The organism is Alkalinema pantanalense CENA528, assembly GCF_050753345.1.
GTDB classification, from domain to species: domain Bacteria; phylum Cyanobacteriota; class Cyanobacteriia; order Leptolyngbyales; family Leptolyngbyaceae; genus Alkalinema; species Alkalinema pantanalense.
The window spans coordinates 1-14,589 of the sequence record NZ_JBLZFX010000057.1 but is presented as its reverse complement, the minus strand read 5'-3'; the positions used below and the strand labels follow the sequence as shown (position 1 = coordinate 14,589).

Genomic DNA, 14,589 nt, shown 5'->3' with positions numbered 1-14,589 from the left:
AACTAATGCATTCGCAACCAATATGTTCGCAACTAATGCATTTGTAACTAATATGTTCGCAACTAATGCATTCGTAACTAATATGTTCGTAACTAATGCATTCGCAACCAATATGTTCGTAATTAATGCATTTGTAATTGATGCATTTATAACTAATACACTAATGCATTTGTAGCTAATGCATTAGTTGCAGCTTAGTGATTAACAGCAGTCTGCGGAAGCTTCAGGGTTTCTGCAATGATTTCCGTGGTCATGACGGGCGCATGGCTGAGGGTGTTGTGAATCAAGCTCGATTCAATCACCTGTTTAATGCCTGTAATGTGCTGGAATTCTAGGGGATGGGGGATGTGGACTTCCACTCGAATATGATTCATCCGAGGAGGCAGGGTTTCCACTTGGCCGAAGACCGTCATGGTCAGTCCTTTGGGATCAATGCCTTGGGCGTCGCAATATTGCAGGGCATAGGCTCCAGCGCAGGTGCCGATCGCGCCGAGTAACCATTCACTGGGGGTCATGCCGATGTCTGTCCCGCCACTGTGAAAGGGGTGATCACTCCAGGAGACATGGTTTCTTGCGATCACTTGAAACTGAGTGTGTCCAGTGTAGTTTACTTTGACTTGCATAGCAGGTACCTCGAAGATGCTAGGACTCCTGTCGTAAAAAAGGTCGTAACAAAAGGTTGTAAAAACAGGGATGACTCAATGCGGTTTTTATCTAGTGAGTGATGGTTGATGGATAGGATTAGTTACGGTTAATAAAAATAACTAGAAATATAATGAGCAGTGTTATGAAAAGGATCGTTGCCATTTGTTAGAAATCTCGAGCTTATTTTATGAAGTCCATTATGAATTACAGTTATAAATTACAGTTATAAATTACAGTTGCGAAGTACAGTTCAACGTACAGTTGTAAATTACAGTTCAACCGTTGACTAAAATACTGTGAGACCTCGGCTTTTAAAAATCGTGATCGTCGCTTCTACCTGTTCTGGGGTGGGTGGTTCGGTATCTTTCAGTTGATAGTCGTAGCCCAATTCGGCCCACTTGTATTCCCCCAGCTTATGGAAGGGAAGCACTTCTACCCGATCGATATTCTGTAACGAAGCCAGAAAGTCTGCTAACCCTTCCACATTGTGGGGCGCATCCGTTAGCCCTGGAACGAGGACAAAACGAATCCAAACAGGTTTACCAATATCACTTAAATATTTTGCAAGGGCTAATGTGGGCTTTAAATCAACGCTGGTAACTTTATGATAGATTTCGGGATCGTAGGATTTAATATCTAACAATACTAAGTTGGCGTATTCTAAAACGGGTTTGGCAACTTCTAGATCACAAAACCCAGAGGTATCTAAGGCCGTATGAATCCCCTCCGATCGACATTGTTGAAAGAGAGATCGCACAAAATCTGGTTGCATCAACGGTTCGCCCCCACTGACGGTCACGCCTCCCCCTGAAGCTTTCATGTAGCTTTTGTATTTTCGTACCTGCTGCATGATGTTCTCGATCGTTTGTAGTTTGCCATTTTCAAAGTGACGGCAATCGGGATTGGAACAATAGAGGCAGCGGAGGGGACATCCAGCGGTAAACACAATAAAGCGAATTCCGGGGCCATCTACTGTGCCACAGCTTTCAAAGGAGTGAACATAGCCTGTTGTACAGGTGGGGTGGGACGATCGAGGGGCGGTATAAGTCATGGGATGGCACCTCAGACTTGGCTGATCTGACTGTATTTATCTGATTGTAGTTATAGACCAAACTTTTGAGGAAGTTGTGAGGAATGGGGGCAGGGTCGATCGTTTGGGAAACAGCGTATCAATGAAATTCTAAGGTGGGTGGGTAGGTGGGTAGACGGGTGGGTGGGTGAGGTGAGGATATTATTTCTTGGCAAATTCCTTAGATGAGATCGTTAGATGAGATCGTTAGATGCGAGGGTTGAGGCTCGATCGGCTGAGGCTCGATCGGTTCAAGCGGCTCCTTTGCCTTGATCCCCGCCTCCTCACAACTTCCTCATATCCCATTTCTAAAGTGAAGCTATCGGTTATGCCATTGCTCAGATTTAGGGGATGCCTTCATCATGCGTCAACACCATAATCTCTCTGCCTATCTCAACTTAGTCCAAGCGTTGATCAACTGTCCTCGGGGGGAAGAGTGGGAGTTGTTGCAACGGAATGAAAGCTTGGTCAATCCAGAATTACTAACGGTGATGGAGGAGGTGGCGGCCCAACTCTTGCAGGAAGGGGATGGGCAAACGGCGAAGTTTCTACGCTACTGGGAGGCGCAACTGGCCCATGTCTTGGCGCAGGAGTCGGAAAATTCCCCGATCGACGATCGCCTGCAAACCTCCCTGAAGCTGATTCAATCCCTGCTTGATTGTCCTAAAGGGACCGAGGTGGAATTGTTGAATGCCCATACGGAGTTGCTGACACCAGAGTTTGTGCAGTTGATGCAGCAGGTGGCGGTGCAACTCAATGGCCGGGGCAATCAGGATGCGGCGAACTTTTTGCAACAGTGGGCCAGGGAACTGAGTTATGCGTTAGGACGTTCGCCAGCGGGGCGATCGGATGAAACGCATTCAGCCGCAGCACATTCAGCCGCAGCACATTCAGCCGCAGCGCATTCAGCCGCAGCAGCACATTCAGCCGCAGTTTCTAACGATCGGGAAAGTCCCCCTCCATCATCTCAGCCCATGGTGTTTCCTGAATCTAGCCCTTCTGCGGGACAGCCTGTGACGCCAATTCCATCGGTGATCCAGGGGGAGGGACGTCACGCCCCAGCCCAGCCCTTGATTCAACCCTTTATGCCCCCTACTACTGCTCGATCGACGGAGGATGCCTCAGTCCCGCTTGCCCCGCCTGTTCCAGCCCCCGCTGACCAGCCACGGGAAGCACCCCAGCTAAAGCCCCAACTAGAACAATCTCCCCTAGAAGCGCAGCCCAGGGCCTCCAGCCTAGAACAACAGGTGGCGGCGATCGCGCAGTCTTTGGCGCAATTACAAACGACGATCGCCAGTCGATTGCAACCGTTTAATCCCCTGTGGTATATGCAAGTTCTGGAGCAGGCGGCTACGGAAAATTGGCTTCTCAGTACGGAAGAAGTGGAGAATTTAATTGGTGTGAAACCGAAATGTTATGGTAGTCAAACCGCTGTTCAACGTGGCTGTTGGACGTTTGTGAAAACAGGAAAAATGGGGGCACAAACTGGCTGGCGGGTCATGAAGTCGATTAATTTTGGCAACGATTTAGAGGATGGATTGGAAACAAATTTATCCAGTAATTCACATCGTATTGGCAATGCCTATAATGTTAAGAATCCTGCAATGGAATCTCGGGTACCAGCCAATGAAGAGGCGTCAGAAGATGATGTCTGGGCAACCTTAGAATCCGGCTAGGCTGGGGATGGCTCGGGGGATTGTTTGGAGAATTGTTCGGGATGTCTTGTGCTCTATACTTCACACGTTTCTCAAAACTTTTTCCTAGATTGTAAATAGAATCGGTAACCCCGATCGAACCGTCTTAGGAGGTCGTTCTCAGGAGGTCGTTATGACAAGTGTTTGGCTGACCTATGCAATTCCTTGGTTTTTGGTTTACCTCGATGTGGTGGTTATTCTGTTGGCCTGCGGCTGGATCTTGTTTGCCGCTTGGATTGCCCAATAGTTCGAGCAGGGGGGCGATGGGATGATAGGGTGGATGATAAACCTGTGCTGAGTTGGGATAGGGTGTGGCGAAATCAAATCGTGGGGCAAAATCGAATCCTGTTAGAAAGACGCTTCAGCGGAGCTGGCAGACGGCACGATCGCGATTACCGGGGTTAAACCGTCTGCTGGCCTATCAAGGTGCTTGGTGGCGGGGGGATTTGCTAGCAGGGGTGACGGTGGCAGCCTATTTGATTCCCCAATGTATGGCCTACGGGGAATTGGCGGGGGTGGGCAGTGTGGCGGGGCTGTGGGCCATGCTGCCACCTATCTTGCTCTATGCGCTCCTGGGCTCTTCCCCGCAACTGTCGATCGGGCCAGAGTCCACGACGGCGGTGATGACGGCGGCAGCCATTGCTCCGTTGGCGATGGGTGCTCCAGGGACGGGGCCAGCGTTGGCGGCAGTAATTGCGTTGCTGGTGGGTGGTGTGTGTTTGGTGGGCTATGGGGCGCGCTTGGGCTTTTTAGCCAACCTCCTCTCCAAGCCGATTTTGGTGGGCTATATGACCGGGGTGGCGCTGATTATGATCGGGTCGCAACTGGGCAAAGTCACGGGAATTAAGATCGAAGCAGACAGCCTACTGGGAACGCTCCAGGAATTTGTGACCCATTTGCAGCAAGTGCATCTTCCCACTCTGGTAGTGGCCACGGTGGTTTTAGCATTTTTAATCACGGTGCAGCGGCGCTTTCGGCAGGCTCCGGTGCCGTTGCTGGGCGTCCTGCTGGCTACGGCCATTGTGGCGATTTTTCAACTCGATCGCCAGGGGGTGGCGGTGGTGGGCGAAATTCCGGCGGGTTTGCCCCATTTTGTGGTGCCGCAGATTGCTTCCGAGGAGTGGGTGACGTTGTTGGCCTCGGCGGTGGGCATTGCGATCGTCGGTTATTCTGATACGGTGCTGACGGGGCGGGCCTTTGCCACCCGCAACCATTACAAAATTGATGCGAATCAAGAATTATTAGCGTTGGGCATGGCGAATTTAGGCAATGCGTTTTTCCAAGGATTTCCCATTAGCAGCAGCGGCAGTCGGACGTTAATTGGCGATACGCTGGGCAGTCGATCGCAGGTTTTTGCCCTGGTTGCTTTTAGTGTTTTGGTTGCGGTTTTATTATTTTTCCGACCTATTCTGGCGCTCTTTCCCAAGGCTGCCCTGGGGGCGATCGTGATTTTTGCGGCATTACGCTTGATCGATCTGCCTGAGTTCCGTCGGCTGGCCCACTTTCGGCGCACGGAGTTAGTTTTAGCTCTGATTACGATGATGGGGGTTCTGTTGACGGATCTTCTGGTGGGGGTCGGGGTTGCGGTAGCTCTCTCTGTGATCGATTTATTTGCGCGTATTGCGCGTCCCCATGATGCGATTTTGGGTCAGGTGGAAGGATTGGCTGGACTCCATGATATTGATGATTGGGAGGGGGCGAAGACGATTCCCGGACTGGTGATCTACCGCTATGATGCGCCGTTGTGTTTTGCCAATGTGGAAAATTTTAAGCGTCGTGCCCTCACTGCTGTGGAGCTAGAGCAAACCCCGGTTCAGTGGTTTATTCTCAATACTGAAGCGATCGCTGAAGTCGATATTACCGCAGTGGATGCGCTGACAGAATTGCATGGGGAATTGCAAGGCAAAAATATCCGCTTTGCCATGGCACGGGTGAAGCAGGATCTCTATGGCCAGTTACGGCGATCGGGCTTGCTGGCGTTAATTGGAGCCGACTATATTTTTCCAACGATGCATACTGCGATAGAGCAATTCTACTGTCATCAAAAGCAAAACAGTTAATTCATGGACTGGTCATCTGTCAGCTAATGGATTGAAAAAATGTGGAAGCATACATTAGGATGCTGAATTTTTGGGTTGATTAAATGCTTGACGAATCACCAGGGAAATCACAAAGAATACAGTTCCTAAAAAGCCAAAAATGCCTGGAAGTAGCCAGAGTAAAAGGGTATTGCCCCAGGAGTCAATGCGGGCTTGGCTGGGATGGGCGGGATCATAAAGAATTGTAACTTGTTCGCCTTTTTCGTAGGCGGGGGGACGACTGGCTTCGCTGAGTTCGATGCGATGAGGCTTGCGATCGGCGGACTGGAACTCGACAACGGGCGCGTACAGGGTGTAGCTGGTGGAGCGTCGCTCCCGATCGAAGACTGTCCGGGGCACGAGATCCACGACTTGGCCAGAGGTCTGTTGTTCTTTGGCAATACCCTGTTGGATGGTGTAGGTGGCGATGGCTGCGATCGTCAAAAAGCTGACGCCGATCGGGAAAAACACCCAAAAAATGATGCGTTCGACGGGCCATTTCTCGGGTGGGCTGGGCTGGGGAAATGGAGTCTGTTGCAGCTTGGGCCAAAGGGAATCTGAGGGGGCAGTGCTTACGTGATCGTTAAAGTCAAACTCGGCATCCAAGTCGAAATCGGCGTCGAAGTCGGGGTCCAGCGTTTCTGGATTCGTGACCCGTGCCATCAACTTCAGCACTTTTTGGCGATCGTGGGGATTGGGAATTTCATCGGGATGGTTGTACTGGACGCCATTCACTTCGATCGAGGTGATCTCGTCGTCCTTCCAGTTGATGGAAATCTTGGAGTTGCGCTGGGACTCTTGGCTCATACAAGGTGGATGGAGTGAGGGGGATCGGCGACAGGGGATGATCTGTATTCTGCAATCTATCTCACACGATCGCAGCCTATGCAGGGCCACAATTTTACATTTTTTATCTAACGTTCCTGGGTGATGGGGCTGTCTGCCAATGTTCTGCACTTTGGTGCCCAATGGTGTTGCCAGCAATTTGGATTGGGGCATGCTGGTAGGGGTGCTCTTGTGTGACAATCCTAAGGCAGAAATTTGGAGTGATTGTGCGTGACTGATTGGCTCATCCAAAGAGTTTTCCCAGGGGGCGTATGGATATCAATCGACTATTTCAAAGGAGGGTGTGGGGCTGGCTAGGGGGCGGTCTGCTGCTGCTGATCCAAACCAGGCCACAGCTCTGCATTGCGCAAATCGTGCCAGATGGAACTTTGGGCAGTCAAGCTTCAATGCTCACCACAAGCGGCACGATCGATACAGTGCAGGGCGGATTGCAAATTGGGAATCACTTGTTTCATAGTTTCTCAAGTTTCAATATCAACGTGGGACGATCGGTGATCTTTCGTAATCCCGGTGTCCGCAATATTTTGACGCGCGTCACCGGAACTCAGCCTTCGCAAATCAATGGTCTGCTACAAGTGGAAGGCAATGCCAATCTTTTCTTCATTAATCCGAACGGTATCCATTTTGGGATGCAGGCTCGCCTCAATATTGCCGGTGCATTCAACGCTTCGACCACTTCTGCCATTGCCTTTTCCGATGGTAGTCAATTTAGTGCCACGCAACCTACGGTTCCCAACGTCTTAACGATCGCAGTTCCCCTAGGACTACAACTGGGCAACCAATCACTGCGAGGGACGATTTCCCAGCAAGGATTATTGGAGACAGAACAGGATTTGACCCTTATGGCCGATCGTTTGGAGATTCAGGGGCAGTTGAAGGCTGGCCGAGATCTCACGTTATTGGCCAATAGGCTGCAAGTTGGAGCCACCACGCCTCCTGACCCTGACCAGCCAGCCCTAGCCCAGGCCGGTGGTAACCTCTCTGTCCAAAGTGACGTATTGAATATTTCTGGGAGTGGTAAACTACGCACGCTAAACACAGTGACTGGGCAAGACAGCCTAATTACTTTGGGAAAACCCGATCGACCAATTGATCAGATCATAATTAGTGGGATAGGTAGCGGAATTTTTACGAGTGCGCCTTCTAATTTGAGTCCCCAAGCGGCTACTACTAACGTTAATAGCAATACAAATGCCAATGCCAATATAAACAACATAGATTTGATTAGTAACCAGGGTGGAAATATTAACATTTTTGCTAATGGCTTATCTGTGGTTAATCAAGGGCAAATCAACACAGGTACCACGGGTTCCAGAAATGCAGGTCATATTATGGCCCAAGTCAAGGGTTTGATTCAGATAGATTCGGGCGAGATCGCGACGGGGGTAGGGGCTCATGCCAGTGGTCAGGCGGGAACCATTCAGTTGACAGCGGGATCGTTGGTGCTGACACAGCGGGGCCAAATTCGATCGAATACTTCGGGCCAAGGCAATGCGGGCGACATTGATATCCAAGCCGAAACAGTGATGCTACGGGATGGTCGGATTTCGTCGGGGAGTGGCACACGGGATTTGATTGGGGGGCCGCAGCCTCGATCATTCGGGGCTGGTGGTAGTATTAATCTTCAGGCAAATTCGCTAACCGTTACGGAGAGTGGAATCCTCAGTGCAACCACTTTTACGAATGGCAAAGGCGGTAATATTAACGTCACAGCGGCTACAGTAGCACTCACTAATCGGGGGCAGATCTCAGCTACAACAGAAAGTACGGGGGATGCGGGAAGTATTATGGTGAATGCCCGCGATCGTATGATAATTTCCGACGCCCCTAGTGGCATCTTTGCCAATACAGGCTTCACAGCTAAGCAACAGGCAACAGGTCAAGGGGGCAGCATTTTTGTGAACACTGGCGAATTGCTGATGGAAAACCGGGCGCGAATTACCGTCGATAGTCAAGGCTTGGGCCAGGGTGGCGAAATTCAACTGGTAGCAAATCGTTTAACGTTAACAAATCAGGCAACCATTTTTGCAGAAACAGCCAGTACCCAAGGTGGCAATATTACAATCAACGCCCAGGATTTCTTATTACTCCGTCGCAATAGCTTGATCTCGGCGAGTGCGGGGACGGCCCAAGCGGGAGGTGATGGGGGGAACATCCAGATTCGTAGTGGTTTTGTGGTGGGGCCTTTGCCAGAGAATAGTGACATTATTGCCAATGCTTTTACCGGGAATGGTGGACAGATCCAAATCACGGCTCAGGGAGTCTTTGGATTGCAGTTTCAACCGCAGGTGACGCCTTTGAGTGACATCACTGCTAACTCTCGGTTTGGCAACAGTGGAACGGTGTTTATTACAACGTTAACGGTTGATCCGAGTCGAGGCTTGGTGGCGTTACCCAGTGAGATAGCGGATTCTACAAACCAAATTGCCCAAACCTGTTCAGCTCAACAGTTGCAAAATCGGTTTGTCATTCTGGGTCGGGGGGGGCTTTCGCCCGATCGAACGGAGTCCCTCAATCAAACGTTGGTCTGGACTGATTCGACTATGGCCGATCAATCTCTGACATCGACGGCATCACCCGCGATCGCACGATCGGAAATTGTCGAAATGACAGGCTGGGTTCATCGAGCAGACGGAACGATTGACCTAGTGAGCGATCGTGGGAGGATTGAAGATTCCCAGGCTACACAGCAAACAGGCTTCGTTGCCCGGTCATTACCCGCGATCGAGAATTGCCATTCCCATCTTAATTCCGATCAGACTTCTTCACTCACTCGTTCCCCCCTACATTAATTGCATGTTTCAAAAAACCTTACTTAAAAAACTCAACTGTATTAACTTATGGTGGCTTCTATGCTGGCTTTTAAAATTGCAATTTTTGTTCAATCTATGGCGAAAACCTAGCAGAAAATTGAGTTTACGATCGCGGTTGAAATTGGAATCCCAGCGTTGGTTATTCTATGGTTTCTGTGGCTGCTTGGGCTTATGTCTAGTGTTGGCTTCTCCGATTAGGCCAACATTTGCGCAAGCTTCCGGGCAGGCTTCTCCGGCTAGTCTCCAACCCGCCCATACCCTGAATCTGCAAGGCCAGCAAGCTTTGGAACGGGGTGATCCTCAAACGGCGCTCGATCGCTGGATACAGGCAGAGACTTTGTATCGGCAGGTAGCCTATCAACCGGGTACGATCGGGACTCAATTGAATCAAGCCAAGGCATTGCAAGCGTTGGGTTCCTATCGCCAAGCGAAGGTACGACTGGAAAAGCTTGTGGTTGTGCAACGGGATCAACCTGATTCTGTCCTCAAAGCTAATAGTTTACTTACTTTAGGATCTCTGTTGCGCGTTTTAGGAGACTATCCCCAAGCGCAATCCGCGTTGGAAGATAGCCTAAAAATTGCGCAACAACTGCGATCGCTCCCAGATATCCAAGCGGCTTACTTCCATTTAGGTAATCTGCATTGGGCACAGCAGCAGTTCCAGCAAGCATTGACGACGTTTGAACGGGCGGCGGCGATCGCGGGGCCACTGCAACTCCCAGCCCAACTACGGCAACTGAAACTCTTACAGCAATTGCACCAGCCCACAGCGGCCTTAATGGCTCAAGTGAAAGCTCAGGTGGATGACCTACTGATTGCCCAGCTTCCCAATCAAATCCGCCTATACAGTACGATCGAACTGGCGATGTTGCTGCCACCCACCGAAGTCCAGCAGGCGGCACAACAGTTAGCAAAAGTGGCACAACAGGCCCAACACATCGGCGATCAACGGGCGGAATCCTACGCGATCGGGCAGTTGGCCGCCCTGTACGAGCAGCAGCACCGTTGGCCGGAGGCGTTGGAACTGACGGAAAGGGCCTTGAATTTGGCTCGGGTGGTCAACATGCCCGAAATTCTCTATCAATGGCAATGGCAAAAGGGACGAATTTTGCGGCAAACCCAGCAACAGGAAGGGGCGATCGCGGCCTATCAGTCGGCGGTGAAAACCTTGCAAGATCTGCGCTACGACTTGGTGGTGATCGATTCCAATGCCCAATTTTCCTTTCGGGAAAAGGTGGAGCCCGTCTACCGAGAATTAGTCGATTTACTGCTACAAGTACCTGCCTCTGCTGCATCTTCCAATCCTGCTCAGTCACTGGATTCTGCTCAGGTAACAGAAGTCAGCCAAGCGCATTTACAGCAAGCTCGGGAAGTGATTGAATCCCTGCAACTGGCGGAGTTACATAACTTTTTTCGTGAGCCTTGTTTAGATGGGGAACCCACGGCGATCGATGCGATCGATCCCCAAGCCGCAGTGATTTATCCCATTCTTTTACCCAATCGGCTGGAAGTAATTTTGACCTTGCCGGGACAACCCCTGCGCCACTACACGACCCAGCTACCGCAAAAGGATATCGAGGCAGGGATTGCGGCCATGCAGGCATCCCTCCGCCGCACGTCCTTTGAGAAGGAACGGTTAATGGCGGCGCAGACACTTTATGACTGGATCGTGGCTCCGGCGGCGGCGGATCTGGCGCAACGTCAGATTAAAACCCTGGTTTTTGTATTGGATGGCTCCCTGCGCAATGTGCCTATGGCTGCGCTATATACGGGAACGCAATACCTTGTGGAGCAGTACCAAATAGCCGTGGCTCCTGGGTTGCAGTTGCTCAGTCCCCGAAAATTGCAGTCGGTGCAGGCGTTGGTAGGAGGACTCAGCGATGGAAAAGATGGGGCGTCGCCGCTGCCGGGGGTACAGGAAGAGGTTAGCCAAATTCGCCAGCAAATTACGGCGCAGGTGCTACTCAATCAAGCGTTTACGACTACGGCACTCAAAACGGAGGTACAGGCGTTACCGTTTAATGTGATCCATTTGGCGACCCACGGACAATTTAGCTCGAACAGCCAGGAGACTTATATTCAAACCTGGGATGGGCGATTGACGATCGATGGGCTGAAGACATTACTCAATCCCCGATCGCTACAGGTGGGCAATGCGATCGAATTGCTGGTGCTGAGTGCTTGCCAAACGGCGTTAGGGGACGACCGCGCCGCGCTGGGCATGGCGGGGGTGGCGGTACGATCGGGGGCCCGCAGTACCTTGGCTACGCTGTGGCAGGTGAATGACCGATCGACCGCAGAATTCGTAACAAAATTTTACCAATCCCTGGTGCAGCCCCAGACCAACAAGGCACAGGCTGTTCGGGACGCGCAACTGGCTCTGATTCACTCTGCTGCGTTTAACCATCCCTTTTATTGGGCACCCTTCATCTTAGTTGGAAACTGGTTATAAATACGGATTCGATCGGGTCAACTCCTAGGGTATGCATGGAATTTTTAGGGGAATGTCGCCTGGGGGGCAGTTTAGATCTCCAGGAAAATGCTGAAATTCTGATCTGGGCAGAATCTTTATCTAGCAAAATTTTGTTTAAGAATTTTTGTTGACTGAATCCAACACATACCGGATACTATCCTGCCGGGTCGGCGGTTGCTCCAGGGAAACGTCCTATGAAGATGCTGAATGGTTCGACTCAATGTTCTAATTGGGTGCTGCGGTGCTACCCCCTGAAAAAGCTGGGGCTGAGTAGCTTGGCGCTCGTGCTGATCTGGGGTGGAGGATTCCCCTCGATCGCCCAGGCGGAATTTGGCTCGCCGCCGGGACAGGGCACCCCAAAAAGTACAGCGGGGGGCGGTTCTCGGCCTCCCAATGAAACCACCTGCGCGATCGACGCTAGCCGCAAGGAAACCCTGTTGGCGCTGGCTCCGACCCAATCGATCGGACGGACGGCTCAGGTGAATCCAACCATTTGGGTGCAAATTCCGCCTACGAGTGCAAAAACCTTGGAATTTAGCCTATTTCAGGATCAAAAAGGCATTTACCAGGTCAATCTCCCCATTGAGCAACCGGGGCTACTGAAGGTGACGCTGCCGCCGCAGGTGCAGTTGGAAACAGGTAAGCCCTACTATTGGACAGCGGCGTTGGTCTGCAATCCGGTACGACGGACGGAGGATTGGGTGGTGGATGGCTGGATTGGCTATCAACCCCCGCAGGTCGATTTCCAGCGTCGGCTGTCCCAGGCAACTCCGGTGCAGCAGGTGACGTTGTATGCCCAGTCCGGCTTTTGGTATGAAGCGCTCAATACCTATCTGACGCTGCGACAGGCGCAGTCCGGTTACCTCAGCTTGTCGGAACCCGAAACCCGTCGGTTGCAAACGGATGCTTGGACGACGATCGCCGATCTATTACCCCACTCTCCTGCGTCCTCCACTGCCGATCGCCCCCGATGAATCGACTTACCAGACTCACCACAATTTTCCACAAACCCAGGGTTCGTTTGAGTCTGATGGCCTTGGGCGTGACCTGCGCTACGATCGTGGCCCATCGCTTGGGAACGTTGCAGGGATTAGAACAGGGGCTACTGAATCACTGGTTTCGGCTCCGTCCGGTGGAATCACGCACGGTTCCGGTGGTGATGGTGACCTTTGGAGAAGCAGACCTGAAGCAGGCGGGGGGCTGGCCAGTGCCCGATCGTCCGTTGGCGCAATTGCTGCAACGGATTAAGCGCGATCGACCGGCGGCCATTGGCTTAGATCTCTACCGGGATTTGCCGATCGCCCCGGGCCATGATGAACTGTTGCAGGTGTTTGCCACAACGCCGAATTTAATTGGCATTACGAAGGCGGTGGGCAATGGGTCTGGCCCGGTGGTTCCGCCGCCGCCACTGTTGGCCGATCGCGGTCAAATTGCCGTCAATGATTTGCTGTTAGATACCGATGGCGTCGTGCGGCGGAATTTACTGGCGATCGACAAGGATGGCAAAAATACCTTAGCGCTGGGGACGAAACTAGCGTTGATGTATCTGAAACAGCGGGGAGTCAAGACTCAGGGCGGCCACGCAGGAACCTGTACCCAAGTGGGATCGGCTAATTTCTGTCGGCTGGAGGCGAATGCCGGGGGCTATGTCCATCTCGATAATGGTGGCAACCAAATCCTGGCTAATTATCTGCGGATTCCCGGTGGCATTCCCCAGGTGTCCTACACCCAATTGATGACCCAGTCGGTGCCGACCTCGTTCTTGCAAGACAAAATTGTTCTGGTTGGTGCAACGGCGGATAGCTTGTGGGGCGATCGCTTCTACACGCCCTACACCACCGATAGTTCCACGACTTGGGCCGGGGTGGAAATCCATGCCAATTTGGCTGCGCAAATCGTCAGCAGTGTTTTGGATCGTCGTCCGATACTGCAAGGTGTCCCAGAGGTTTGGCAATGGTTCTGGATTAGTGCTGCGGCTGGGTTCGGTGTGGTGCTGGGTTGGTCGCTCCGATCGCCCCGTTGGCTCATCATTGGTATACCCGGGGCGATCGGAGGAATATTGGGCACTAGCTATGGCCTGTTTCTATTGGGCTGGTGGCTGGTGGCTTTGTCGCCGCTGCTGGCCTTGCTGGGGGCGGGGCTCCTGAGCCGCAGTTATCGGATTTGTCAAACGTTACAACAAACCCACGAAAGTTTAGCGCAGCACTTGGAACAGCAAGTGGAAGAGCGAACCCAAGCGCTTTTGCAAAAGACAATGGCATTGGAACAGGCAAAACAGTTAGCAGATAAGGTGAATCAAACCTTGGAACGCCTTGCTCGGATGGATGAATTAACCCAGGTGGCCAATCGTCGCTGCTTTAATGAATATCTCGAGCAGGAATGGCAACGAATGCTGCGGGAGCAAGCGCCGCTGTCGTTGATTTTAATGGATATTGATTTCTTTAAGCTTTACAACGATACCTATGGGCATCCGGCGGGGGATGAATGTTTGGCCAAGGTAGCGAAGGGGGTGAAGACGGCGCTGAAACGCCCCACGGATCTAGCTGCGCGCTATGGTGGCGAGGAGTTTGCGGTGATTTTGCCCAATACCCCGATCGCGGGTGCAGTGCAGATTGCCCAGGAGATTCAGGCGAATATTCAATCCTTGCAAATTGCCCATGGTCGATCGCAGGTGAGTACCCATGTCACGCTGAGTATGGGAATTGCCTCTACAGTGCCAATGCTGGAGACATTGCCAGCGCAATTGCTAGAACAGGCCGATCATAACTTGTACCAAGCCAAGATGGCAGGCCGGAATCGGGCGATCGCGGCTCCGCTGGATCTCAGCAGTCCCACCCCGCAGGTGCTTTAAGTGGGTGCATCCCAGTTTTGTAAGACTCACGATGAGAATTGCCCATTGAGATATGCAGAGCGGTGTTTAAGCACCTGAGGGACATTGTCTTGGTTCCACTGCGCTCCCGATAGTTTGATG

General features: G+C 51.8%; 9 protein-coding genes. 6 read left to right on the top strand and 3 right to left on the bottom strand.

The window, feature by feature from the left end; translation table 11 throughout:
• Positions 1–194: 194 nt before the first annotated feature.
• Positions 195–623, bottom strand: coding sequence for an OsmC family protein (locus ACN4EG_RS17570; protein ID WP_431631367.1), 429 nt, complete (start codon positions 621–623; stop codon positions 195–197).
• Between the two features lie 308 nt (positions 624–931).
• Positions 932–1,696, bottom strand: a complete 765-nt coding sequence (gene pflA, locus ACN4EG_RS17565; protein ID WP_431631366.1) for a pyruvate formate-lyase-activating protein — start codon at positions 1,694–1,696, stop codon at positions 932–934.
• A gap of 380 nt (positions 1,697–2,076) precedes the next feature.
• On the opposite strand from pflA, the gene ACN4EG_RS17560 reads away from it, so the two are divergent.
• A complete protein-coding gene (locus ACN4EG_RS17560; RefSeq protein ID WP_431631364.1) occupies positions 2,077–3,390 on the top strand; it encodes a hypothetical protein in 1,314 nt (437 codons plus the stop codon).
• 329 nt (positions 3,391–3,719) lie between these two features.
• Positions 3,720–5,468, top strand: a complete 1,749-nt coding sequence (locus ACN4EG_RS17555) for a solute carrier family 26 protein (RefSeq protein ID WP_431631363.1) — start codon at positions 3,720–3,722, stop codon at positions 5,466–5,468.
• Positions 5,469–5,522: 54 nt separating this feature from the next.
• Here ACN4EG_RS17555 and ACN4EG_RS17550 read toward each other — a convergent pair whose 3' ends face one another.
• Positions 5,523–6,293: a DUF3592 domain-containing protein gene (locus ACN4EG_RS17550; RefSeq protein WP_431631362.1), complete on the bottom strand. Its 771-nt coding sequence runs from the start codon at positions 6,291–6,293 to the stop codon at positions 5,523–5,525.
• Between the two features lie 392 nt (positions 6,294–6,685).
• On the opposite strand from ACN4EG_RS17550, the gene ACN4EG_RS17545 reads away from it, so the two are divergent.
• The 4 genes from ACN4EG_RS17545 to ACN4EG_RS17530 all read left to right on the top strand — a co-directional run bounded on the left by ACN4EG_RS17545 (position 6,686) and on the right by ACN4EG_RS17530 (position 14,469).
• Positions 6,686–9,124 (top strand): two-partner secretion domain-containing protein, encoded by a 2,439-nt coding sequence (locus tag ACN4EG_RS17545; RefSeq protein ID WP_431631360.1) that lies wholly within the window; start codon positions 6,686–6,688, stop codon positions 9,122–9,124.
• A gap of 118 nt (positions 9,125–9,242) precedes the next feature.
• Positions 9,243–11,597 (top strand): CHAT domain-containing protein, encoded by a 2,355-nt coding sequence (locus tag ACN4EG_RS17540; protein WP_431631359.1) that lies wholly within the window; start codon positions 9,243–9,245, stop codon positions 11,595–11,597.
• A 215-nt stretch (positions 11,598–11,812) separates the two neighbouring features.
• Positions 11,813–12,592, top strand: coding sequence for a DUF928 domain-containing protein (locus ACN4EG_RS17535; protein ID WP_431631358.1), 780 nt, complete (start codon positions 11,813–11,815; stop codon positions 12,590–12,592).
• Positions 12,589–14,469, top strand: a complete 1,881-nt coding sequence (locus tag ACN4EG_RS17530) for a CHASE2 domain-containing protein (protein ID WP_431631357.1) — start codon at positions 12,589–12,591, stop codon at positions 14,467–14,469. The genes ACN4EG_RS17535 and ACN4EG_RS17530 overlap by 4 nt, the downstream gene beginning before the upstream one ends.
• The last annotated feature ends 120 nt before the right edge of the window (positions 14,470–14,589 follow it).

Bases quoted from the DNA above. Each gene is read 5' to 3' on its own strand.
- ACN4EG_RS17570 (WP_431631367.1), bottom strand. From the start codon at position 623: ATGCAAGTCAAAGTAAACTACACTGGACACACTCAGTTTCAAGTGATC.
- pflA (WP_431631366.1), bottom strand. From the start codon at position 1,696: ATGACTTATACCGCCCCTCGATCGTCCCACCCCACCTGTACAACAGGC.
- ACN4EG_RS17560 (WP_431631364.1), top strand. From the start codon at position 2,077: ATGCGTCAACACCATAATCTCTCTGCCTATCTCAACTTAGTCCAAGCG.
- ACN4EG_RS17550 (WP_431631362.1), bottom strand. From the start codon at position 6,293: ATGAGCCAAGAGTCCCAGCGCAACTCCAAGATTTCCATCAACTGGAAG.
- ACN4EG_RS17535 (WP_431631358.1), top strand. From the start codon at position 11,813: ATGAAGATGCTGAATGGTTCGACTCAATGTTCTAATTGGGTGCTGCGG.
- ACN4EG_RS17530 (WP_431631357.1), top strand. From the start codon at position 12,589: ATGAATCGACTTACCAGACTCACCACAATTTTCCACAAACCCAGGGTT.